Origin of the sequence: Pantoea vagans, assembly GCF_004792415.1 — a bacterium.
GTDB lineage: Bacteria > Pseudomonadota > Gammaproteobacteria > Enterobacterales > Enterobacteriaceae > Pantoea > Pantoea vagans.
The window spans coordinates 1,585,688-1,609,660 of the sequence record NZ_CP038853.1; the positions used below are offsets into that span (position 1 = coordinate 1,585,688).

Annotated in this window: 19 protein-coding genes; 13 read left to right on the plus strand and 6 right to left on the minus strand. The window is 59.0% G+C overall.

Annotated elements, in window-relative coordinates; genetic code table 11:
- Positions 1–30 precede the first annotated feature (30 nt).
- The 4 genes from phnC (at position 31) to phnE (EGO56_RS07350) (ending at position 3,650) form a co-directional block, all read left to right on the plus strand.
- Entirely contained in the window at positions 31–861 is an 831-nt protein-coding gene (gene phnC / locus EGO56_RS07335) for a phosphonate ABC transporter ATP-binding protein (protein ID WP_135908269.1), read from the plus strand.
- A 26-nt stretch (positions 862–887) separates the two neighbouring features.
- Entirely contained in the window at positions 888–1,814 is a 927-nt protein-coding gene (phnD, locus tag EGO56_RS07340) for a phosphonate ABC transporter substrate-binding protein (RefSeq protein ID WP_135908270.1), read from the plus strand.
- 94 nt (positions 1,815–1,908) lie between these two features.
- Complete coding sequence (gene phnE, locus EGO56_RS07345; RefSeq protein WP_135908272.1) at positions 1,909–2,769, plus strand: phosphonate ABC transporter, permease protein PhnE; 861 nt, start codon at positions 1,909–1,911, stop codon at positions 2,767–2,769.
- Positions 2,766–3,650, plus strand: coding sequence for a phosphonate ABC transporter, permease protein PhnE (phnE, locus tag EGO56_RS07350; protein WP_135908274.1), 885 nt, complete (start codon positions 2,766–2,768; stop codon positions 3,648–3,650). Before phnE (EGO56_RS07345) ends, phnE (EGO56_RS07350) begins: the two co-directional genes overlap by 4 nt.
- Here phnE (EGO56_RS07350) and EGO56_RS07355 read toward each other — a convergent pair.
- The gene (locus EGO56_RS07355) at positions 3,604–6,207 is read right to left on the minus strand and encodes an ATP-binding protein (protein ID WP_135908276.1); all 2,604 of its coding nucleotides are present in this window, start codon (positions 6,205–6,207) and stop codon (positions 3,604–3,606) included. The two genes, phnE (EGO56_RS07350) and EGO56_RS07355, sit on opposite strands and share 47 nt — an antisense overlap.
- Before the next feature lie 147 nt (positions 6,208–6,354).
- Here EGO56_RS07355 and EGO56_RS07360 point away from each other — a divergent pair, with 147 nt between their 5' ends.
- The 4 genes from EGO56_RS07360 (at position 6,355) to EGO56_RS07375 (ending at position 10,881) form a co-directional block, all read left to right on the plus strand.
- Complete coding sequence (locus EGO56_RS07360; protein WP_135908278.1) at positions 6,355–7,869, plus strand: sugar ABC transporter ATP-binding protein; 1,515 nt, start codon at positions 6,355–6,357, stop codon at positions 7,867–7,869.
- A 10-nt stretch (positions 7,870–7,879) separates the two neighbouring features.
- Entirely contained in the window at positions 7,880–8,860 is a 981-nt protein-coding gene (locus tag EGO56_RS07365) for an ABC transporter permease subunit (protein WP_013358325.1), read from the plus strand.
- Positions 8,861–8,950: 90 nt separating this feature from the next.
- Positions 8,951–9,889: an ABC transporter substrate-binding protein gene (locus EGO56_RS07370; RefSeq protein ID WP_013358324.1), complete on the plus strand. Its 939-nt coding sequence runs from the start codon at positions 8,951–8,953 to the stop codon at positions 9,887–9,889.
- Positions 9,890–10,197: 308 nt separating this feature from the next.
- Positions 10,198–10,881, plus strand: coding sequence for a D-lyxose/D-mannose isomerase (locus EGO56_RS07375; protein WP_135908280.1), 684 nt, complete (start codon positions 10,198–10,200; stop codon positions 10,879–10,881).
- A 52-nt stretch (positions 10,882–10,933) separates the two neighbouring features.
- Here the strand turns inward: EGO56_RS07375 and EGO56_RS07380 are convergent, their stop codons facing one another.
- Positions 10,934–11,818, minus strand: coding sequence for an AraC family transcriptional regulator (locus EGO56_RS07380; RefSeq protein WP_185948874.1), 885 nt, complete (start codon positions 11,816–11,818; stop codon positions 10,934–10,936).
- Positions 11,819–11,953: 135 nt separating this feature from the next.
- Here EGO56_RS07380 and EGO56_RS07385 point away from each other — a divergent pair, with 135 nt between their 5' ends.
- Entirely contained in the window at positions 11,954–12,685 is a 732-nt protein-coding gene (locus EGO56_RS07385) for an SDR family oxidoreductase (protein ID WP_135908282.1), read from the plus strand.
- 39 nt (positions 12,686–12,724) lie between these two features.
- On the opposite strand, the gene EGO56_RS07390 is transcribed toward EGO56_RS07385, so the two are convergent.
- The gene (locus EGO56_RS07390) at positions 12,725–13,468 is read right to left on the minus strand and encodes a response regulator (protein ID WP_135908284.1); all 744 of its coding nucleotides are present in this window, start codon (positions 13,466–13,468) and stop codon (positions 12,725–12,727) included.
- Between the two features lie 422 nt (positions 13,469–13,890).
- Between EGO56_RS07390 and EGO56_RS07395 the strand changes: the two genes are divergently transcribed.
- Both EGO56_RS07395 and EGO56_RS22595 read left to right on the plus strand, forming a co-directional pair.
- Positions 13,891–15,189: an NCS2 family permease gene (locus EGO56_RS07395; RefSeq protein ID WP_197042348.1), complete on the plus strand. Its 1,299-nt coding sequence runs from the start codon at positions 13,891–13,893 to the stop codon at positions 15,187–15,189.
- Between the two features lie 706 nt (positions 15,190–15,895).
- The gene (locus EGO56_RS22595) at positions 15,896–16,030 is read left to right on the plus strand and encodes a hypothetical protein (protein WP_272949256.1); all 135 of its coding nucleotides are present in this window, start codon (positions 15,896–15,898) and stop codon (positions 16,028–16,030) included.
- A gap of 459 nt (positions 16,031–16,489) precedes the next feature.
- Here the strand turns inward: EGO56_RS22595 and EGO56_RS07400 are convergent, their stop codons facing one another.
- The 3 genes from EGO56_RS07400 to EGO56_RS07410 all read right to left on the minus strand — a co-directional run bounded on the left by EGO56_RS07400 (position 16,490) and on the right by EGO56_RS07410 (position 20,710).
- The gene (locus EGO56_RS07400; RefSeq protein WP_135908285.1) at positions 16,490–17,155 is read right to left on the minus strand and encodes a PAS domain-containing protein; all 666 of its coding nucleotides are present in this window, start codon (positions 17,153–17,155) and stop codon (positions 16,490–16,492) included.
- Between the two features lie 4 nt (positions 17,156–17,159).
- Positions 17,160–17,843: a helix-turn-helix transcriptional regulator gene (locus EGO56_RS07405; RefSeq protein ID WP_135908287.1), complete on the minus strand. Its 684-nt coding sequence runs from the start codon at positions 17,841–17,843 to the stop codon at positions 17,160–17,162.
- A 1,412-nt stretch (positions 17,844–19,255) separates the two neighbouring features.
- The gene (locus EGO56_RS07410; RefSeq protein ID WP_135908288.1) at positions 19,256–20,710 is read right to left on the minus strand and encodes an AMP nucleosidase; all 1,455 of its coding nucleotides are present in this window, start codon (positions 20,708–20,710) and stop codon (positions 19,256–19,258) included.
- Between the two features lie 462 nt (positions 20,711–21,172).
- Here EGO56_RS07410 and EGO56_RS07415 point away from each other — a divergent pair, with 462 nt between their 5' ends.
- The gene (locus EGO56_RS07415; RefSeq protein WP_013358314.1) at positions 21,173–22,582 is read left to right on the plus strand and encodes an EmmdR/YeeO family multidrug/toxin efflux MATE transporter; all 1,410 of its coding nucleotides are present in this window, start codon (positions 21,173–21,175) and stop codon (positions 22,580–22,582) included.
- 196 nt (positions 22,583–22,778) lie between these two features.
- Positions 22,779–23,891 (plus strand): lactonase family protein, encoded by a 1,113-nt coding sequence (locus tag EGO56_RS07420; protein WP_135908290.1) that lies wholly within the window; start codon positions 22,779–22,781, stop codon positions 23,889–23,891.
- Positions 23,892–23,973 lie beyond the last annotated feature (82 nt).

Here is a 23,973-nt window from a genome sequence, read left to right on the forward strand (position 1 = left end):
CAGACGCAATCAGCGATGACGGAGAACAGCATGGCACAGGCACTTCTGAAAACGGTGGTCAATAACGATGCACCACCGGCCAGCCTCAGCGGACAAAAAGTCTTGTCGGTGCAGAAACTGAGCAAAGCCTATGGCGACACCCAGGTGCTGGAACAGGTCAGTTTCGACCTGCACGCCGGTGAGCTGGTGGCGGTGATTGGCCGCTCGGGCGCGGGTAAATCAACCCTGCTGCATATGCTCAACGGCACGATTAACGCCACGTCCGGTGCGATTATCAGCCTGCATGAAGGCGAAGCCGATCGTAACGTGGTCACGCTCAGCAGCCGCCAGATGCGCGAATGGCGCAGCCAGTGCGGCATGATCTTTCAGGACTTCTGTCTGGTGCCGCGCCTCGACGTGCTCACCAACGTGCTGCTGGGCCGTCTGAGCCAGACCGGGACGCTGAAGTCCTTCTTTAAAATCTTCTCTGACGAGGACCGGGCGCACGCCATCGAACTGCTGCAGTGGATGAACATGCTGCCGCAGGCGCTGCAGCGGGCGGAAAACCTCTCAGGCGGGCAGATGCAGCGCGTGGCGATCTGCCGCGCCCTGATGCAGAACCCGAAAATCCTGCTGGCCGATGAGCCGGTGGCGTCACTCGACCCTAAAAATACCAAACGCATCATGGATGTGCTGCGTCAGGTCAGCGAGCAGGGCATCAGCGTGATGGTCAACCTGCACTCGATTGAGCTGGTGAAAAGCTACTGCACCCGGGTGATTGGCATTCAGCGCGGCGTGGTGCTGTTTGATGGTCATCCTTCCCGACTCACCGACAGCCTGCTGCACCAGCTGTACGGCGATGAACTTAACCAAATCCATTAACGTCCACAGCAAGAGAATAATTCCGAATGAAACTGACTTCTTTAGCACTTCTGACCCCTGTCATGGCGTTTGGTGTCAGCGCAGCGGATGCGCCGAAACAGCTTAATCTGGGGATTCTGGGTGGGCAGAACGCCACCCAGCAGATCGGCGACAATCAGTGTGTGAAGACCTTCTTTGATAAAGAGCTGGGTGTGGATACCCAGATGCGCAACGCCTCAGATTATTCGGGCGTGATCCAGGGCCTGCTGGGCGGCAAGATCGATATGGTACTGAGCATGTCTCCGGCCTCGTTTGCCTCGGTCTACATTCAGGACCCGAAAGCGGTGGATGTGGTCGGCATCGTAGTCGATGACAAAGATCAGTCACGCGGCTACCACTCTGTCGTCATTGTTAAAGCCGACAGCCCGTATAAAAAGCTGGAAGACCTGAAAGGCAAATCATTCGGGATGGCCGATCCTGACTCGACGTCCGGCTTCCTGATGCCCAACCAGGCGTTTAAGAAGATGTTCGGCGGCTCGGTGGATGACAAATATAACAACACCTTCTCCAGCGTCACCTTCTCCGGCGGCCATGAGCAGGACATTCTGGGCGTGCTGAACAACCAGTTTGATGGCGCCGTTACCTGGACCTCGCTGGTCGGTGACTACAACAGCGGCTACACCTCTGGCGCATTTGGCCGCCTGATCCGCATGGATCACCCGGACCTGATGAAGCAGATTCGCATCATCTGGCAGTCGCCGCTGATCCCCAACGGCCCGCTGCTGGTCAGCAACAAGCTGCCCGCTGACTTCAAAGCGAAAGTGGTGTCGGCAATTAAAAAGCTGGATAAGGAAGATCACGCCTGCTTCGTGAAAGCGGTGGGCGGCCAGCAGCATATCGGTGAGGCGACCGTTGCTGACTATAAAAGCATTATCGATATGAAGCGTGACCTGATGAAAGGCAGCCGCGGCTAAGCCGACGACGCCCTGACTTTCCCCGCCCAGGCGGGGAAGGCGGGACGCGGCAAACCTGCCTGCGTCCCGCTGCTTTAGCGCCGGAGATCCTCCTTTGACCGACTTCGAACACTACTACCAACGTATCCGCCGCCAGCAGAAACGTGACACGCTGCTCTGGTCACTGCTGCTGGTGGCACTCTATCTGGCGGCGGGCAGGGTGGCAGAATTTAATCTGCTCACCGTCTGGCAGTCACTGCCGCACTTCTTCGACTATCTGCACGAAATCCTGCCGGTGCTGCATCTGCCGCTGCTGTTTGCCGACGGTAAGACCGAAGGCTCGCTGGCTTACTGGGGCTACCGTCTGCCGATTCAGCTGCCGCTGATCTGGGAAACGCTGCAGCTGGCGCTGGCTTCGACGCTGGTGGCCGTCGCCCTGGCAGCGGTACTGGCCTTTTTTGCCGCCGATAATACCCAGTCGCCGGTCAGCGTGCGGATGACGATTCGCGCCTTTGTTGCCTTTCTGCGCACCATGCCGGAACTGGCGTGGGCGGTGATGTTTGTCATGGCGTTTGGCATCGGCGCGATCCCCGGCTTTCTGGCGCTGGCCCTGCACACCGTGGGCAGCCTGACCAAGCTGTTTTACGAGGCGATTGAGTCGGCATCGGATAAGCCGGTGCGTGGCCTGGCCGCCTGCGGTGCCAGTAAGCTGCAGCGGATGCGCTTCGCCTTCTGGCCGCAGGTGAAACCGATCTTTCTCTCCTACAGCTTTATGCGGCTGGAGATTAACTTCCGCTCCTCAACCATCCTCGGGCTGGTCGGCGCGGGCGGCATCGGCCAGGAGCTGATGACCAACATCAAACTGGACCGCTACGATCAGGTCAGTATCACGCTGCTGCTGATCCTGATTGTGGTGTCACTGCTGGACACGCTATCCGGCCAGCTTCGTCGCCGTGTCACAGGAGATCGGACATGATAAGTCACGTACCGGATGTCGCACTGCTGAAGCAGCAGCATCGTGAACTGTTCGCCGCGCAGTCGCGCTATCTGCGCCGCATCGGGCTGATGGCGCTGGCCGTGCTGCTCTATTACCTCTTTTTCTTCTCGGTATTTGGCCTGGAGTGGTCGCGCCTGCTGATGGGCTGCCAGCAGCTGGGGCGCTATTTCCTGCGGATGTTTGTCTGGCACGACTTCCTGAACTGGCCGTTTGGCTACTATTTGTCTCAGGTCGGCATCACCTTAGGGATTGTGTTTGCCGGGACGCTGACGGCCTCGCTGCTGGCGTTGCCGCTGTCGTTTCTGGCGGCGCGCAATGTGATGCACGATCGCGCCGCGAAGCCGCTGGCGTTCCTTGTGCGGCGTCTGTTCGATGTGCTGCGCGGTATTGATATGGCGATCTGGGGACTGATATTCGTGCGTGCGGTGGGGATGGGGCCGCTGGCCGGCGTGCTGGCGATTATCCTGCAGGATGTGGGACTGCTCGGTAAGCTTTATGCCGAAGGGCACGAAGCGGTGGAGCGCTCACCCAGTCGCGGGCTGGGCGCGGTCGGCGCCAACAGCCTGCAGAAACACCGGTTCGGCATCTTCACCCAGTCATTCCCGCAGTTCCTGGCGCTGAGCCTTTACCAGATTGAGTCCAATACCCGCTCGGCGGCGGTGCTGGGCTTTGTCGGCGCGGGCGGCGTTGGCCTGGTCTACGCCGAGAACATGCGGCTGTGGAACTGGGATGTGGTGATGTTTCTGACGCTTATCCTGGTGGTGGTGGTTATGGTGATGGATTTGATCTCCAGCCGCCTGCGTAAGCGCTACATCAGTGGCAAGCCGGTGCCGCTGTGGCAGCCTGCTGCGCACGATTAAGTCGTTCACTGCGCTGCCAGGCGCGTTGTAGCGCCTGCACCAGCTGAGCCTGCTGCCAGGGTTTTGCCAGCCGTTCGCACAGCGGCAGCGTCACCGGCTGGTGGCGCAGATCCTGACCGCTGATCAGCAGCGTCGCCAGCTGCGGCCAGTTCTGCTGCGCCTGGCGGATCACCTCCGCGCCGTTAATTTCGCCGGGCAGCATCAGGTCGCTGATCAGCAGGTCGATATCGGGCGTCTGGCGCAGCAGCGCCAGCGCCGCTTCACCGTCACCACACTCCAGCGTCAGATACCCCAACTGGTGCAGATGCTCGCACAGCGTCTGGCGCACCGCCGGTTCATCATCCAGCACCAGTATCAGGCGGTTGTTCGCTGCCTCTGCCTCGGCGGGCTTTGGCGGTGGCGGGGCGATGACAGCAGCGGCTTCCGCTGCGCGCGGCAACAGCAGCCGCACTGTGGTGCCCTGGCCCGGCGCAGCGTCCAGTTCAATCTGCCCACCTGACTGCCGCACAAAGCCGTAAACCATCGACAGCCCCAGCCCGCTGCCGCTGCCGGTGGCTTTGGTGGTGAAGAAGGGCTCGAATACCTGCTCGCGAACGTCGGCGGACATGCCGCAGCCATGATCGATAACCTCAATTGTGACCCGGTCACGTTTTTCATTCCCTTGCGGCTGGCGCTGATTCCGGATGCGCAGCCGGATTTCGCCGCTTTGCTGATGCATCGCATCGCGCGCGTTGACCACCAGATTCATCAGCGCATTCTCCAGCTGGCTGGCATCAATCCAGGCCAGCCAGCCGGGACGCTGCGCATCAATGATCAGCTGCTGTCCCGGCAGCAGCGAGTGCTGCAGCAGCCCCTGCAGGTTATCCACCAGCGTGACCACCGACACCGCGCGCGGATAGAGCGCCTGCTTGCGTGAAAACGCCAGCAGGCGCTGCGTCAGCTGGGCGGCGCGATCGGCGGCCTGCCGCGCCCGTTCTATCCGGGTCGCCAGCGGGCCGGGCATCAGCTGGCCTTCGGTCAGCGCCAGACTGCCGATAATCACCGCCAGCAGATTGTTGAAGTCGTGCGCCAGGCCGCCGGTCAACTGGCCAACCGCCTTCATCTTTTGGCTGTGCTGTAGCGCCTCCTCCAGCGTTTTACGTGAGGTCCGGTCCAGCACGGTATTGACCATGCCGCGCCGCGGAATCGGACTGAAGCGCAGCTCCAGCGTACGGCCATCGGCCAGCCGGATCTCCTGCTGTTCACCGGGATCGTGCAGATCGACCGCCAGCGGGGCCAGCAGTTGCTGATAGTGGACGCCGCGATGCAGCTCACGCGGCGCGATTCCAAGCAGCTCCGCATACTGGGCGTTCCACACCACCAGCTGGCCGTTGTTATCGAACAGGGCAAAACCGTCGCGCATCGCCAGGAACGTGGACTCCAGCTGGTTGCTCTTCTCTTTCAGCAGTCGCGAAGTGTGGGCCAGCGAGGCGGTATTGCGGGCAAAGACGTTAAACGCCCGCGCCAGCTCGCCCAGCTCATCGCGCCGTTGCAGCCCCGGCACGCTGACGTTCTGCTCGCCCTGCGCCAGCCGCGTCATGGCCCCGGCAATCGCCGTCAGGCTCGACCCGAGGTTGCGATAGATATAGATCCCGGCATAGCCGGTGATCGCCAGCGCCAGCAGCACAAACAGGGCGATAAAGCCGATGATGGAGTCGAGTTCGTGGTGGGTGGCCTGGGTGCGCGCCTCGCTCTGCAACGCGACCTGCTGCACCGACGCATTGATATCGTCGTTCAGCATCGCCACCAGCGCTTTTATCCGGTAGGTGGCGTAGGCGATCGCCAGGTCACTCTGCTCCAGTGCCTCCGCCAGCGGCAGCAGGCGCTGCTGAGTCACCAGCAGCCGCTGTACCTGCTCGCCGGTGACACCCGTCAGCGGCACCGTGCGCCACTGCGTCATGATCTGCTGAAGCTGCTCAATCACGGCGATGGGCGAGGGCGTACGGATGGCGATAGTGATCAGCCGTTCGGTCTGCTCGCGCAGTGCGGCATCCGGCCGCGTCCGCTGTTCCCGCTGCACCCGCTGGTCGATATGACTGAGCAGGATCTGCGTCTGCCACAGATCGCTCAGCATGTTGTTGCGCTGCAGATGCCGCTGATGGCTGTTCAGCAGCAGGCTGTTAATCGTCTGTTCCAGCATCAGGCTGCGGGCGCGGATCCGGGCGATGCGCTCCGGCTGACGGGCCGCCAGCGGCGCACTTGCCAGCAGGCTCAGCGACTGCTGTAACGCCTGCTGATTCTGCTGCAGCCGCTGTGATTCGCTCTGATACTCCAGCGCCCCGACCACCTGCGACAGCCGCACGGCCGCCGTCGCGACGTTGGCGGTGTCGCGTGCCAGCGCCAGGCTGCCATTCATATCTGCCAGCGTCTGCGCCTGCGCCTGCTCCTGAATCGCCCCGGCATGACGAAAGCCGATGATCGCCACCACGCTCACCATCAGCGTGACCAGCACCACCAGCAGATTGAACATCAACAGGCGGCCACGCGCCCCGGCCTGCCACGGATAACTGCGCTGCATCTCACGACCTCTTCTTCACGGCAACCGTGGGCCGAGTATAGGAGCGTGACGCCGGGCGTTTATGACAAATATGAATGGCCGCTGACATTTTCCGTTTATCTGGCGTTGCTTAACTGGTGGCTATCCACAGTCCGCAGGAGCAGGGCGATGACAGCCACACCGATACTGGAAATGCGGGGCATTACCCGACGCTTCGGCAATTTTTATGCCCTGAAGGGCGTCGATCTCACGGTTTATCCCGGTGAGGTTCATGCGCTGATGGGAGAGAACGGCGCGGGTAAAAGCACACTGATGAAGATTCTGGCCGGTGCCTATACCGCCAGCAGCGGGGAAATTCTCATTGAAGGCAAGCCCTATACGATTAAGGGGCCGAAAGAGGCGCTGGCTGCCGGAATTACCCTGATTTATCAGGAGATCAACCTGGCACCCAACCTGACGGTGGCGGAGAACATTTTTCTGGGCAGTGAAATCGCCCCCGGCGGGCTGGTGAAGCGGCGGCAGATGGCCGAAGAGGCGCAGCGGGTAATTGACCGGCTCGGCGCGCAGTTCAGCGCCTGGGATCTTGTCAGTCGTCTGAGCATCGCCGAGCAGCAGCAGGTCGAGATCGCCCGCGCACTGCAGCGCAACAGCCGCATCCTGGTGATGGATGAGCCGACCGCCGCGCTCTCTAACCGCGAAACCGAACAGCTGTTTGCGCTGATTAAACGGCTGCGCAGCGAAGGCATGGCGATCATCTACATCAGTCACCGCATGGCGGAGGTCTATGAGCTGTCCGATCGCGTCAGCGTGCTGCGGGACGGGGAGTATGTCGGCAGCCTGACGCGTGACCAGCTCAACGCCAGCGAACTGGTGCGGATGATGGTCGGGCGGCCGCTCAGCGATCTGTTTAACAAAGACCGGGCTATCCCGCTGGGCGATATCAGGCTGGCGGTGAATCATCTGACCGACGGCGGCAAAGTACATCCCAGCAGTCTGGCCGTGCGGGCCGGGGAAATTGTCGGGCTGGCCGGGCTGGTGGGTGCGGGGCGCAGCGAACTGGCGCAGCTGATCTTCGGCGTGCACAAGCCGAAAGAGGGCGAGATCTGGATCGATGGCGAGAAGGTCACCATTCATTCCCCGCGTGATGCGATTGCGCGCGGCATCGGTTTCCTCACCGAGAACCGCAAAGAGCAGGGGCTGTTTCTGGAGATGGCGGCGCAGGAGAACATCGTGATGGCGACGCTGGAGCGCGACGCCAGTTACGGGATGCTCAACCGCCGCAAAGGACAGTCCATCGCTACGGAGGCGATCGCCTCCCTCAATATTCGTGTACCGCACGCTCAGGTCCGGGCGGGCGGCCTGTCAGGTGGCAACCAGCAGAAGCTGCTGATCTCGCGCTGGGTGGCGATTGGCCCGCGCATTCTGATCCTTGATGAGCCGACGCGCGGTGTTGATGTCGGCGCGAAAAGCGAGATCTACCGCATGATGCAGGAGATGGCGCGGCAGGGCGTGGCGATTTTAATGATCTCCAGCGAACTGCCGGAAGTGGTCGGCATGAGCGACCGCGTTTACGTGATGCACGAAGGCACCATCGTCGGTGAACTGGAGGGCAGCCACATCAGTCAGGAAAATATTATGACGCTGGCAACCGGTGCGCACAGCACGTCAGCAGGCGAAATCTAAGGAGACCACCATGTCACAACTGGCCCGCACTAACGCGCCGACGCTGAAACGCGCCCTGATGGGCGATCTGCTGCAAACGGTAGGTATCCTGCCGATTCTGATCCTGATCGTGGCGGTGTTTGGTTTCGTTACGCCGAACTTCTTTACCGAAGCGAACCTGCTCAATATCACCCGCCAGGCGTCGATCAATATCGTGCTGGCGGCGGGCATGACCTTTGTCATTCTGACCGGCGGTATCGACCTGTCGGTAGGGTCAATGCTGGGCACCACGGCGGTAGTGGCGCTGGTGGCGTCGCTGGATCCGATGCTTGCCTCCCTGACCATTCCGATGGCGCTGGGCGCGGGGCTGGTGATGGGGCTGTTCAACGGCATCTTGGTCGCCTGGGCCGGATTGCCGCCCTTTATCGTCACGCTCGGCACCTACACCGCGCTGCGCGGAGCGGCTTATCTGCTGGCGAACGGCACCACGGTGATTAACTCCGATATTAACTTTGAGTGGATTGGTAACGGCTATCTCGGACCGGTGCCGTGGCTGATTGTGATTGCCTTTGCGGTGATCGCCATCTGCTGGTTCATCCTGCGTCGCACTACGCTGGGCGTTCATATTTACGCGGTCGGCGGCAACATCCAGGCGGCACGTCTTACCGGCATCAAGGTTGGCGTCGTGCTGCTGTTTGTCTACGGCATGAGCGGCCTGCTGTCGGGACTGGGCGGCTTAATGAGCGCCTCGCGGCTTTACAGCGCCAACGGCAATCTTGGCGTCGGCTATGAGCTGGATGCGATTGCGGCGGTGATCCTCGGCGGCACCAGCTTTGTCGGCGGCATCGGCACCATCACCGGCACCCTGATTGGCGCACTGATTATCGCCACGCTGAACAACGGTATGACGCTGATGGGCGTCTCCTATTTCTGGCAGCTGGTGATCAAGGGCGCGGTAATCATCATCGCGGTCCTGATCGACAAATACCGCACCCGTCATCATGTGAGCTGAGGCTTAAAAGGGCGGATGCGCCGTGTCGCCGCCGCCACCCAAAAAACGCCATTAAGCGGTTGGCACCTTGAAAACAGCAGGAGAAGGTCTATGCGTTTTAATCCGATTGTAACCGGGCTGCTGGCGGCAACGCTGTTCAGCACCGGCCTGGCTCAGGCAAAAGAACTTAAATCTATCGGCGTCACGGTCGGCGACCTGGCTAACCCCTTCTTCGTGCAGATCACTAAAGGCGCAGAGATGAAGGCGCGTCAGCTGGCGGGCGATAAGGTCAACGTCACGCTGGTCTCCAGCGGCTACGACCTCGGTCAGCAGGTCGGCCAGATTGATAACTTTATTGCGGCCAAAGTCGACATGATTATCCTCAACGCCGCCGACTCCAAAGGCATCGCCCCGGCGGTGAAGCGAGCGCGTGACGCCGGTATCGTGGTGGTGGCGGTCGACGTGGCCGCCGATGGTGCCAATGCGACCATCACCTCCGATAACACCGAGGCGGGCGCGATGGCCTGTAAATATATTTCTGACCGCCTGAAGAACAAAGGCAACGTGGTTATCATCAACGGACCGCCGGTTTCAGCCGTACAGAACCGTGTTGAAGGCTGCATGAACGAGCTGAAAACCCATCCGGACATCAAGCTGCTCTCGTACAACCAGAACGCCAAAGGCAGTCGTGAAGGCGGACTGGAAGTGATGACCGGTCTGCTCTCGGCTAACCCGAAAATTGACGCCGTGTTTGCCATCAACGACCCGACTGCGATTGGCGCGGACTTAGCCGCGAAACAGGCGCAGCGCAGCGAATTCTTCATCGTGGGCGTCGATGGATCGCCGGACGGGGAAGAGGCGCTGAAGCGCAAAAACTCACTGTTTGTCGCCACGCCCGCCCAGGACCCGCAGGTGATGGCGGCAAAAGCGGTCGAGATTGGCTATGACATCCTGCAGGGCAAACCCGCGCCGGATAAACCGGTGCTGATCCCGGTGAAACTGATCGACCGCAATAATATCGGCAGCTATCAGGGCTGGACGGTGAAATAGGCTTTAATGCGGCACCTCCGGGTGCCGCTTCAGACTGAATCTGCCAGCTATGCATAAATTTATCGCGCAGGGAACACGGGCAGAGGAGGAAAGCGTCCCGCGGCATGGACAAAAACGCCGGGAGCGTTTTTGAACAACGCACCGCGTTGGCCCGGCAACGGGCGCACCTCAGGGATGAGGTGCGTAATCGTGCGGGACGAGCGGCCAGGGATTGGCTCAAGCGACTTTCCGATCTGACCGTGTTCCCTTCGCAGGCTCCGTCTTACCGCTAACCTGGCCACACTTTGTCAGCACTTCAGGAGGCCACCATGCAACGTTCAGAGGTTAATGACTACCTGCAGCATACGCGCGAGTTTTTCCGCCAGCAGGATGTGCATCTGCCGCGGTGGGCAGATTACAGCGTCAGCCAGTGGCGTGCGCAGGATCGAGAGGTAGTACAGGAGATTCTGGCGCTGCGGCTGGGCTGGGATCTCACCAGCTTTGGCGCGGCAGATTTTATGCAGACCGGCCTGACGCTGTTTACCCTGCGCAACGGATCGCCAGGCGGACAGCCTTGGCATAAACCCTACGCCGAGAAGATCATGCACGTGCGCGAAGGGCAGCTGACGCCGATGCACTATCATCCGCGCAAGATGGAGGACATCATCAATCGCGGCGGCGGCAACCTGATTGTCGAACTGCATAACCGCGACGGCGACGGGCTGGCAGATTCGCCGGTGGTGGTGTCGCTGGATGGCCTGCGCCAGATCCATGCCGCCGGAACACAGCTGCGACTCTCTCCGGGTGAAAGCGTGACGCTGGAGGCGGGCGTCTGGCACAGTTTCTGGGGCGAAAACGGCTTCGGCGACGTGCTGGTGGGTGAGGTGTCGATGCCCAACGATGACGAAAACGACAATGTATTTCTGACGCCGCTGGCCCGTTTCAACCCGCTGAATGAAGATGAAGCGCCGCGCTGGCTGCTGTGTAATGACTATGCGAACGGCTTTCTGTGAGCTGCCCTCCACTGAGCGCAGAACGGCAGGGCGCATCAGGTTCGCTTACCTGTCATGTTTCAGTGCCGGTCAGCCTGAGTTTTCTGATGCTGCGGGCGGGCGGCTCACCGAACAGGCGCGCATATTCCCGCGTAAACTGCGTCAGACTTTCATAGCCCACATCTGCTGCGACGGCGGCGACATTGCCGGGCCGCAGCACCAGCGCTTTGCGCGCCTCATAGAGCCGCAGATGTTTTTGATACTGCAGCGGCGAAAGTCCGGTGCTGGCCCGGAAGCCACGATGAAAGGCCGACAGACTCATGCCCGCCATTGCTGCCAGATCCTCAATGCGAAACGCGGTGGCATAGTGGGCGCGCAGCCAGACCAGCGCCTTTCTGATCTTCGCAAAATGCCCGTTTAACTCTGCTGCCTGACGCAGCAAGCCGCCCTGCGGACCCAGCAACAGCCGGTAAAGCATCTCGCGCTCCACCAGCGGTGCCATCACCGCGATCTCCTCCGGTTTTACCAGCAGGCGCACCATCCGCAGCCAGGCATCCGCCAGTGCATCATCCACCCTGTAAACCGAAATGCCTTTCTTCGTGGCAGGAAAATCGGTAACGGGCATCTGATGCAGCAGATCGCTGATGGCGGCGAAGTCGAGCGTCAGACGCACGGCGAGATAGGGCGAGGCTTCGCTAGCTTCAGTGATGTCGCCAGTGGCGGGCAGATCGAACGACGCGGTAAACATCTCACCTGCGGAATAGCGGATGGATTGTGCGCCCACCTGCAGCCTTTTTTCTCCCTGCAGAATCAGGCTGACGAACGGCAGATAGATTTCTGGCGGCAGAGCCATCGGCTGGCTGACGCGATAAAGGTCCACGCGCGGAATCGTCGTCGCAGTGAGGTCATCTGCCGCGCACGCCAGCACTTCATCTCTTAATACTTCAAGGACTTTCATATTGCGTGACTCCGGCGGATTCAGCGCCTGACAGGAGAAAAGCAGGAATGGGCAAATTTTAGGCAGGATTGCAGCCGCCGCGCAACCAGCTGAGGATTATTCTCGCTCTCTGGTCTTTGAGCAGGATGGTATGAAATGAAAATTGAAGAAGCCGTGATCATGATTACCGGCGCATCGTCGGGGATCGGTCAGGCCACGGCGCGTGCGGCGCTGCAGGCGGGTGCGCGGGTTATTTTACTGGCACGACGCAAAGACCGACTGGATGCTCTCGCGGAGGGATCAGGCAAAGCGCTGGCAGTAGCCTGCGATGTGACTCAGCCTGACCAGATTGCAAACGCCGTCAGACAGGGGCTGGCACGCTTTGGCCAGATTGATGTGCTCATCAACAATGCCGGGCAGGGGCTGTACGCGGCGGTTGAGGAAATAGAGACGGCGAAATTCAGGGCGCTGCTTGAGCTGAACCTGATTGCCCCGCTAATGATGATGCAGGCGGTGATCCCACCGATGCGGCGGCAGGGCGCAGGGCGCATTATCAACGTCAGCTCCGGGGCGACGCTGGCAACGTATCCAGGGGCAGCGGCCTACACCAGCTCCAAAGCGGGGCTGAATATGCTCTCCGGCGTGGCGCGGCTGGAACTGGCTGATGCCGGGATTACGGTTTCCACGGTGTATCCGTTTATGACCGCCTCGGAATTTTATCAATCGGTGAAGTCGGGACAGGATGTGGCGATTGCGCAGGCTGAGCAGAGCGCCGCATTCGCGCACGCGCCTGAGCGCGTGGCGGAAAAGATTCTGGCAATGGTCGAAAGCGGAGAGGCGCAGGGGGATCTGGTGCCTCGTGCCTGGGGCGGAACGTGTGACGACTGAGGTGAGCACGCCTGTTACTGGCAGGCCGCTCAGAATGACTCAGGCGATCTGGCTGGCGCGCGGTGCGATTTCCGGTTTCATCACGTCAGCGGAAAAGACGTAGCCCAGCCCGCGAATAGTGCGGATCAGGTCAGGCTGATGCGGGTTGGTTTCAATTTTGCGGCGCAGTCGCATAATCAGCACGTCGATGGTGCGGTCAAACACATCGAGACTTTCACTGTGGGTCAGCTCAAGCAGCTGATCGCGGGTCAGCACCTTACGGGCGTGACGCACCAGCGCGCGCAGCAGGCTGTATTCTCCCTGAGTCAGCGGCACCAGTTCGCGCTGCGGATTAAACAGCTGGCAGCGGCCATCGTCCAGTTGCCAGCCGCCAAACCGCCAGCCCGCCTGTTCTGAATCGGCCTGTGCAATACGCCCGCTGCGGCGCAAAGCGGCACGGGCGCGGGCCACCACCACGCGGGGATTAAAAGGCTTGGCGATGTAGTCGTCTGCGCCCATCTCCAGACCCACCACCATCTCCGCTTCGGACCCCATACCGGTCAGCATAATCACCAGCACCTCGGGTCGCTGACGCTGGAGCTGCTGCAACACCAGCAGCCCGTTGGTATCGGGCAGCATCATATCCAGCATCACCAGCGAAATCTCCGGGTGCTCGCTGAGCATAGATAGCGCCTCGCGTCCCTGATGACAGCGGTAGACCGTTAACAGATGTTCACTTAACGCATCCTGCAGGACGTCGCAGACAGCAGGATCATCATCCACCACCAAAATCGCTGGCTTCATGGCGCGGCCTCAATGTTACGAAAGAGTTAATTCTGGAGTCTACACAGGCCAGAGAAGGTTGCTGAGGCAGCGTGCTGAAACGTGACCAGCTTCGCCTGTGAGAGTACGGAAGCGTGCGCTGGCGCAGAGTTTTTGGCGGTTGCTGATTTGCCGCAGGAAAACGATTGCGCGGGATCGGTGCATTGCACCATAATCGCGCCTCGTTTTGGTTCGGAATCTTCTTAGGCGTGTCCGGCTCTGCCAGGTAATCGATTGCGTCGGCAGATGGCATGGCAATTGCTTTGGGCAGTGGGTAAGTCAGGGATTTCAGGCGGTTCTGGCATGCAAGTATGCAGCTGCCAGCATCCATGTCCCGGAAACAGAATAATCAGCATACAAACCCCTTTGGCAAGAGAGACGGCTGTCTCCTGTATCGAGAGATGATGATGTTAGAAAAACTATTCAAACTCAAAGCGCATAACACCACGGTTCGTACCGAGATTATCGCCGGGATCACTACCTTCCTGGCGATGGCCTATATTCTGTTTGTGAACCCGAGCATTCTGGGCGCAACCGGCATGGATAAAGGCGCGGTGTTTGTCGCGACCTGTCTGGCGGCGGCGATTGGCTGCGTGCTGATGGGGCTGATCGCTAACTACCCGATCGCGCTGGCACCCGGCATGGGACTGAACGCCTTCTTCACCTATACCGTGGTGCTGCACATGGGCTACACGTGGCAGGTTGCGCTGGGCGCGGTGTTTCTCTCGGCGGTAATTTTCTTCGCGATGTCGCTGTTTAAAATCCGCGAGTGGATTATTGCCAGTATCCCGCTGCCGCTGCGCGCCGGGATTGGTGCAGGTATCGGGCTGTTCCTGGCGATTATTGCGCTGGAAGGGGCGGGCATTGTGGTCGATAACCCGGCGACGCTGGTGGGCATTGGCGATCTGACCAAACCGGGACCGCTGCTGGCGATGCTTGGCTTTGTGGTGATCGTGGTACTGGAAGCGCGTCGCGTGACCGGTGCGGTGCTGATCGGCATCCTGCTGGTGACCTTTATCTCGATGGGCATCGGTCTGTCGCCGTTTGCCGGTGTCTTCTCTGCGCCGCCATCCATTGCACCGACCTTCCTGCAGCTGGATATCGCCGGGGCATTTAACGTCGGCCTGATCAGCGTGATCTTTGCCTTCCTGTTTGTCGATGTGTTTGATAACACCGGCACGCTGCTGGGCGTGACTAAACGTGCCGGTCTGGCGGATGAGCAGGGCAATGTGCCGAAGATGGGTCGTGCGCTGATTGCCGACAGTGCGGCTGCGCTGTTTGGTTCGCTGTTGGGTACCTCGACAACCACCAGTTATGTGGAATCGGCGGCAGGCGTGAGTGCCGGTGGCCGTACCGGACTGACCGCGATCGTGGTGGGTGTGCTGTTCCTGCTGGCACTGTTCTTCTCGCCGCTGGCCTCCAGCGTGCCGGTTTACGCCACTGCGCCTGCGCTGCTGTTTGTGGCGGTATTGATGGCATCGGGACTGGCGGATATCGACTGGAAAGATATCACCACGGCCGCGCCGGTTACCGTGACTGCGCTGACCATGCCGCTGACCTATTCTATTGCTAACGGCATCGCGTTTGGTTTCATTACCTGGACGCTGGTGAAGCTGCTGAGCGGTCGCGCGAAAGAGGTGAATGCGGCGCTGGTGATTCTGTCGATTCTGTTTGTGATTAAGCTTGGGTGGTTAAGTGCCTGATTGGTGCCTGACGGCGGGGTGAGTTTCGCCTCGCGGCGGGCAGGGATCGCTTTGCAGCATGCTTGCTCTGGGTGGGTTACGCGTTGCAGCGGGCGGGCTCTGAGCGGGTTACGCCCGCCAGGCGAGGGGGAGTTTCAGGTTGCCTGTGCAGGCGGACGCGTCAAGGGGCGGACGCCCGCCCCTTAACAATCCCGGCGTCCGGCAGCCTGCGCGCCCCGCTTTGCGGGGTGCCCTCGTCACGCCCTGCGGCCAGCGGACCGTCCGGACGCGCCATCCCTGGCGCGAACCGTCCTTTCGCCGACGTCCTGTCGGCTCATCCTGGCCTCCGGTTATTCCTCAGCGCTACGGATGCCTCTGGTGAAAACCTGCCGGTAGGTGCGTTTCGCTTTGCAGCGGGCTTGCTCTGAGAAGGTTTCGCCCGCCAGGCGATGGGGAGTTTCAGGTTGCCCGTGCAGGCGGACGCGTCAAGGGGCGGACGCCCGCCCCTTAACAATCCCGGCGTCCGGCTACCTGCGCGCCCCGCCGTGCGGGGTGCCCTCGTCACGCCCTGCGGCCGACGGACCGTCCGGACGCGCCATCCCTGGCGCGAACCGTCCTTTCACCGACGTCCTGTCGGCTCATCCTGGCCTCCGGTTGTTCCTCAGCGCTTCGGATGCCTCTACCAAACCTCCGTCTGTAATCCCTCCTTTGTTTTTCGGATGGTGTGTTGTCTGCTGGACTTAAAGCCAAAGCCAAAGCCAAAGCCAAAGCCAAAGCCAAAGCCAAAGCCAAAGCCAAAGCCAAAGCCAAAGCCAATCACGGAATCTTACCGCTACAATCTCAGTGCCCGAAGAAGACGTGATTACCGAGGATAGGGTGTAAGGCCTTTCTGACCGTTGAGCCTGAAGCCAGAGGCAATCCTGAAAACCACAGCGATAAAGTATCCAACACAATAAGAAGAGATAACAGCGAGGGGGCAGGGAGGCCATCTGAACCGCTGAGCGGATGAGGGATTTCAGGACGAGCGACAGGGATGTCGCGAAGAGGCGGGTTCGCGCCAGGGATGGCGCGTCCCGGCGGTCCGTGAGAAATCCTGAAGAAGCGAAGGGACCGCGAAGCGGCGGTGAAGCAGGCCGGAGCCGGGGGGCAAGGGGCGCGGCGACTGGCGCCCCTTGTCGGTCGCCTGCAGAGGCGTGTCTGAAACTGCCCAACTGCTCAGGCGAACGAAACCCCTCTCAGCGCCTGTTCGCGCAGCGGACAAACCCTAGCCTCAGCGCCACAGCAGCCCGTTCGCGCAGCGAACAAACCCAGCCTCTGCGCCTCAGGTAATCATCACATATCCTTTGTTCAGGAAAAAAGGCGGGATGTAGTTATCCCACCCCTCCTGCATACAATGCTGCTTCAACGCAGCGTTGCTGGTTGCACCAGATTTGTCGTAACAGCGTATAAGCCGGTTGCGAAGGGCCGGAGCACTGATGCCAAGAATTCCTGGCATAAGGTTCTGCTTTACCCCACAAAGCAATAGCAGAATCACTTCCCATTCTTTGTCGGTGAAGATATTCGCGGGCCGTGTAAAGACAAAGGATCTTCTGTCACGTGGCCGGAGGAACGTTGAAAAGTAAACATTGGTTATCTCAAGGTAGGTACAGATAATACCATCGGTTCCGTCACTGAGCGTCCACGGGCGTTTCTCCACCATAAAAGATCTCAGCCTGTTTTCTCTTCCGTATTCAAAAGTCTTAAGCACAATACTCATTTCTTTTGTATTCAGGATTTTTTTATCATCATGCAGAATATGATGGTAATAATCACTCATGTCTGGCGTCAGGTCGGTGTCAAATGTCCCCAAAATAGTGTCAGGCGTGACGTTGAAATAGCTGCATGCAAGCTTATTTGCATAAACATACCGTGAGGCACTGTTTTTTATAGCCCAGCCAAACAGCGAGTTATCAAAGTAATATTCAACAGGATTCAGCTTTCTGAGCATCAGTTCATCCTCTTATTATAATATGGCCTTTTTTCAGGAAGAACGGTGGAATATAGTGGTCTAACTTATTTTCACGGCAATAGCCGGTCAGTGCGGAAAGCGAATTCAGACCGATCTTTCTGTAACAACTTCTGAGTCTGCCATTAACTGCGTCAGCTGAAATCGCCAGGATGCTGCTTATTTCTTTTATGTTCATGCCACAGACCAGCAGATAAACGACTTCCCACTCTTTTTCTGTGAAGACGGATGAGGGCGCTTCAAAAGTCGCATGCTGAATTATTTTGCCGTCCAGCAAGGCACCCGGTGTGATGATTCTCACATGCCTGACGCTGACAACTGTTCCTATACAGTTATGCGCGTCGTCATACAGTGGCTCCTGAACGCTGTATGCGGGCTGCATGATTTTCTCTTTGCCCTGTATATGCGTAGTAATCGCTCTTACCGCCTGGCCAGTTCTTTCTATGTCTCTTTCCTGCTGGCTGAACAGGTCAGCAAATTCTGCGACCGGAACAGGCATATCTCTGATATGACGACCTTCATAGTCAAATCCTGTTGAAAGCGTCTGCCAGCTTTTGAACGTATTATTGACATAAACAAAGCGGGACTGATTGTCCTTCACTCCCCAGCCGACAATAGGATCGTTTTCAAACATCCTGATAAGTCTGGCAGGTAATGTAATTTCCTTCATGAGTGTGTCCTTACATTTTCATTACTCTACATTAAATTGACCTTGCAACTTAATAACCCTACAAAGAAATAACACTTTATATAAAACGCCGTACTTTAATTGTACCTTTATGCAAGCAGGAATGGGTGTGAAAGTAATATCACAAGCCAACGCGCAGGGAAAGTTGTCTGTATAATAAAAAAGAAGTATGCCCATAGCCGAAAGGTTATGGGCTTTTTGTTTTAAGCGGAAGATTAATTACGGGGTTTAATTGGGGTTAATGACAGGATTTAATGGTCCGCATAAATTTCGATTTGGAGCGGGCTGATGCTGGGAGGGGTTTCGTTCATCTGGCGAGCTGGGCATGCTTTACAGCGGACTGGCTTTGAGAAGGTTACGCCCGCCAGTCGATGGGGAGTTTCAGGTTGGCTGTGCAGGCGGACGCGTCAAGTTGCGTACGCCCGCTCCTTAACAATCCCGGCGGGTAGCGGCCCGCCAGGCCTTTAGTTCGCTGCGCGAAAGGGCGCTGAGAGAGTTTCGTTCGTCTGACGAGGTGAGCATGCTTTGCAGCGGACTGGCTCTGAGAAGGTTACGCCCGCCAGGCGGTCGGGAGTTTCAGGGTGCCGGTGCAGGCGGACGCGTTAAGGGGCGTACGCCCGCCCCTTAACAATCCCGGCGTCCGGCAGCCTGCGCGCCCCACTTCGCGGGGTGCCTTCGTCACGCCCTGCGGCCGACGGACCGTCCGGACGCGCCATCCCTGGCGCGAACCGTCCTTTCGCCGACGTCCTGTCGGCTCATCCTGGCCTCCGGGTGTTCCTCAGCGCTTCGGATGCCTCTCCCAAACCCCCCGGCTGTGAAATTTTTATGTTTTTTTAGTGCAGCGTTGTCTGCTGCCTAAAGACCCTTCCGGAAACGTAAAGCGATAACGTGCCTAACAAAAAAAGAAGAGATAACAGCGAGGGGATTGGGGAGGCCATCTGAACCGCTGAGCGGATGAGGGATTTCAGGACGAGCGACAGGGATGTCGCGAAGAGGCGGGTTCGCGCCAGGGATGGCGCGTCCCGGCGGTCCGTGAGAAATCCTGAAGAAGCGAAGGGACCGCGAAGCGGCGGTGAAGCAGGCCGGAGCCCGGGGTCAAGGGGCGCGGCGACTGGCGCCCCTTGTCGGTCGCCTGCAGAGGCGTGTCTGAAACTGCCCAACTGATCAGGCGAACGAAACCCCTCTCAGCGCCCGTTCGCGCAGCGAACACCCCCAGCTTTAGCGCATGCATTCGCCAGGCGAACGAAACCCCTCTCAGAGCCCATTCGCGCAGCGAACAATCCCAGCATCAGCTCTGCTGCCAGCCCGTTCGCGCAGCGGACAAACTCTAGCCTCAGCACCACAGCAGCCCGTTCGCGCAGCGGACAAACTTCCCCGAGCCAGCGGCGATACACCTACCGGAAAGGTGGCTCATTAAACGTCCGCAACTTGCGTGAATGTAACTTGTCACCCTCGGCGCGCAGCAGCTCAACCGCATGGATACCAATCTGCAGATGCTCTGAAATCGCCCCTTCATAGAAGCGGTTTGCCTGACCCGGCAGTTTGATCTCGCCGTGCAGCGGCTTGTCGGAGACGCACAGCAGCGTGCCGTATGGCACCCGGAAACGATAACCCTGCGCGGCAATGGTAGCGCTCTCCATATCGACCGCTACCGCGCGGCTCAGGTTAAAGCGCAGGGCTGACGCGGAGTAGCGCAGCTCCCAGTTGCGATCGTCGGTGGTCACCACGGTGCCGGTACGCAGGCGCTGCTTCACCTCTTCGCCGGGCATGCCGCTTATCGATTTGGTGGCGTCGTACAGCGCGCGCTGCACTTCGGCAATGCTTGGTACCGGGATGTCTGGCGGCAGCACGCTGTCGAGTACGTGATCGTCACGCAGATAGGCGTGGGCCAGCACATAGTCGCCGATCCGCTGGCTCTCGCGCAGACCACCGCAGTGACCAATCATCAGCCAGGCGTGGGGACGCATCACCGCCAGATGGTCGCAGATGGTTTTGGCATTTGACGGCCCGACGCCGATATTAATCAGCGTGATGCCGCGACGATTAGGTGAGGTGAGATGCCAGGCTGGCATCTGGTGTTTTTTCCATGCCAGATCCGAGAGCATCGACTCGCTGTCGGCGGTGTCGGCCGTCAGTACCACGTCACCCGCACAGGCCAGGCTGTCGTAAGGGGTGTTGGGATCGCGCACCTGCTCAATCGCCCAGCGCACGAACTCATCCACATAACGGGTGTAGTTGGTGAACAGCACAAACGGCTGGAAATGCTCTACGCTGGTGCCGGTGTAGTGACGCAGACGGGCCAGCGAAAAGTCGGTGCGCAGCGCGTCGAAGTGTGACAGCGGGAATTTGGCGTCGGCGTGGAACAGACCGTCGGTGGTCTCATCGCCAATCTGTGACAGCTCGGTAGTCGGGAAGTGGCGCGCGATACCGGCGCTCATGGTGCGATCCAGCGACAGATCGGAACCGTCGATCACGTAAGGATAGGGGATCTCCTGGCTGGACGGCACCACGTCGATCTCCAGCTGATACTCCTTTTCCAGCATCTGAAGCTGTTCTGAAATATAGTGGCGCAGTAACGCCGGACGGGTAACGGTGGTGCTGTAACTGCCGGTATGGGTAAAGCGGCCCCAGGCACGCGTGCGGTTCTGCTGCGGACCTTCACCGTGCCAGGTGATGCGCAGCTCCGGGTAAACAAAGAGTCCCTTTTCCCGTTCCGCGGCATCAGGCAGCGTTCCGTTTTCGGTAAACACTTTAATTGCCGCACGCAGCGCATCAACGGCACCATCGTAAAGGCGTTCGAGTTCATCCAGCGCCTGCTGGCTGGTCAGGTTTTTCCGTTGTGTCGGCATGGTTTCTCCTTCCATTTTTTTCCGCAATTTGCCCCAAGCTTAGCGGGTTTGTTGCAGAGATTGGTGAAGAATCTGTGATCGCCTTTTTTTTGCGCTAGCGACGCGCGTAATCTGACCAGTGCGGCGCTGAGCCGGAACGCACATCACGAAAATCCGTTAAGAAAATCTTTATGATTGAAACAGGCGATGTCGCTATGCCTGTTGCGCTGCAAACGATAAAAGAGCGGCAGCGCAGCCAGTGGCACCGTAATGACAGGCGATCGTAACGTCCCGGAAATAATCAGGTTTGCTACAGCGGTCAGTCTGGTGGGGCAGAATCTGCCGAATCTGAACTAAAAAGTTTGTAACCATGATTAATTTGTCCCGGAAAGACTTTGCATATTTCTCTGCCCACTATCATCATTAGATCTCGTCAGTCTCTTCTGATTTGGTAATCCTTTGCAAAATCCCGGCGTAGCAGTGATGCAGGCGATTAAGCGCACGGCGTGGTACCCGAAACGCCGTTCTTATCGCACGCTCTACTGGCGTGAAATATCGCCATTAGCAGTGCCTATCTTCTTCGAGAACGCCTGTGTGCTGTTGATGGGCGTACTGAGCACCTTCCTGGTCAGCTGGCTGGGCAAAGAGGCGATGGCGGGCGTTGGCCTGGCCGACAGCTTCAACATGGTGATCATCTCGTTCTTTGCGGCTATCGATCTCGGTACCACGGTGGTGGTGGCATTCAGTCTGGCAAAACGCAACGGCAAGCGCGCCCGCGCCGCCACGCGTCAGTCACTGGCGATGATGACAATACTCGCCTTTGTGCTGGTGATCGCCATTGAGTTCTGGGGGCATCTCATCGTCGATGCCATTGCCGGTGCCGCCGACCCCAAAGTTAAAGCGCTGGCGCTGAGCTATCTGCAGACTTCTGCCTGGAGCTACCCGGCGGCGGCCATCACGCTGATCGGTAGTGGTGCGCTGCGTGGTGCGGGTAATACCAAAATCCCGATGCTGATTAACGGCGGCATGAACATCCTCAACATCATCATCAGTAGCGTGCTGATCTATGGCTGCTTCTCGTGGGATGGTTTAGGGTTTATCGGTGCCGGACTCGGGCTGACCATCACCCGTTATATCGGGGCGATCGCGGTGATTTACGTGCTGATGATCGGCTTTAATGCCTCGCTGAAAATCACGCTGTCGAGCTATTTCCGGCGCTGGAACAGCAGCATTCTGATGGAAGTTTTAGGTATAGGCGTGCCTGCCAGTATCGAGTCGGTGCTGTTCAACGGCGGTAAATTGCTGACGCAGGTGTTTGTGGCAGGCATGGGCACCAGTGAGATTGCGGGTAACTTCATCGCGTTCTCGGTCGCCTCGCTGATCAACCTGCCGGGCAATGCGCTGGGTTCAGCCTCAACCATCATTACCGGCACCCGTCTGGGCAAAAATCAGGTCTTCCAGGCGGAGCGTCAGGTGCGGCATGTTTTCTGGCTGGCAACGGCGTGCCTGAGCGCGATAGCGCTGCTGACGGTGCCGCTGGCCGGGTTGCTGGCGCGGTTCTATACCAGCGACCCGGAAGTCATCAACGTAACGAAACATCTGCTCTGGCTGAATGCGCTGTTTATGCCGCTATGGGCCGCATCATGGGTGCTGCCGGCGGGCCTTAAAGGCGCACGCGATGCGCGCTACACCATGTATGTGTCGATGTTCAGCATGTGGTGCGCGCGCGTGGTGGTCGGTTATCTGCTTGGCATCCAGCTTGGCATGGGCGTCACCGGCGTCTGGCTGGGCATGTTCCTTGACTGGACGGTGCGTGGCATCTTCTTCTGGTGGCGACTTAACAGCGGCAAGTGGCTTAACCGCTACTATAAAATGATCGCGAAAACCGGGTAGCAGCATGCATATGCCTTCTCCTTTCGCCGGGGGAAGGCGTCACCTCTCAGACCTCACCTTTAAAAATAACATCTCCGTCACATCTCCAGGCTTTCAGGTATAATTTCAGTCAGTTGCACAAAGCCAGTCTCATCAGACAGGGTTAGCGTAATTCCTGCTGCGCATTGACGCAGACACTACTTATCAAGGTGACCCTATGATCCGTCTGAAAACGGCGCTGGCACTTCTGCCGCTGCTGTGTAGCACCCCGCTGTGGGCGACAACCTTTGTTTATGTGTCGAATGCCGAATCCGGCACGGTATCCCGCTATCAGCTCAGCGAGGCGAATGGCAGCCTGCAATGGCGGGGCGATACGCCCGCCGGGAAAAAGATTATGCCGCTCGCGGCCAGCCCGGATGGTAAACATCTCTATGGTGCGCTGCGCTCGCCGCCTTACGCAATCATCAGCTGGCGCGTCACCCGTCCACACGGTGATCTGCAGAAACTGGCGGTGACGCCGGTTACGGCCAGCTTTCCCTGGATCACCACCGATAAGCGCGGGCGCTACCTGCTGGCCGCCTCCTATGACAGCGATATCGTCACCAGTAACCGGATTGATGACAAAGGCATTGTGACGACCCAGGTTACGGGCGAAGTGAAAACCGGGCCGCATGCCCATTCGGTGATCACCGACGTCAGTAATCATTCGCTCTACGTTGGCAACCTTGGCGCGGATCGGGTGCTGCAATATGCCTTCGCCAGTGACGGGGCCATCACGCCGCTGGGTACGGGATTTGTGCAGGGCGAGAAGAACAGCGGCGCGCGGCATTCGGTGATTTCGCCGGATAATCGCTTTCTCTATAACCTTGCAGAGATGAGCGGCACCATTACGCAGTTCCGGCGTGCGGCCGATGGCACGCTGACGCCATTGAAAACCTGGCCCAACGCGGTGGCGAAGAAATATAACCTGCAGCATGGCGAGCAGCGTCCGGCGGGCTACAGCGATCCGACGCCGCGCATCTGGGCGGCAGACATTAAAATCACGCCGGATGGGCAATTTATCTATGTGACCGAGCGCACCTCCAGCACCGTCAGCGGTTACCGGGTGGATAAACAGTCGGGTGAGTTAACACTCGTCGGCAGCTGGCCGGTTGAGAAACAGCCGCGCAGTATCGCGATGGATGCACAGGGCAAATGGCTGATCGTCAGCGGAGAGAAGAGTGCGGTGATTGGCAGCTACGCCATCGATCCCGCCAGCGGCGAACTGAAACGCGTCGCTGAAGCGCCAGCTGGTAAAGGTGCGAACTGGGTGACGCTGATAACGCAGTAAATGTTTTGAGCAGCCAGTGTCTGGCGGCGACTGATGATGGGCCAGGCTAGGCGCATTATGCCATTTTCGGCATAAGCAGCGC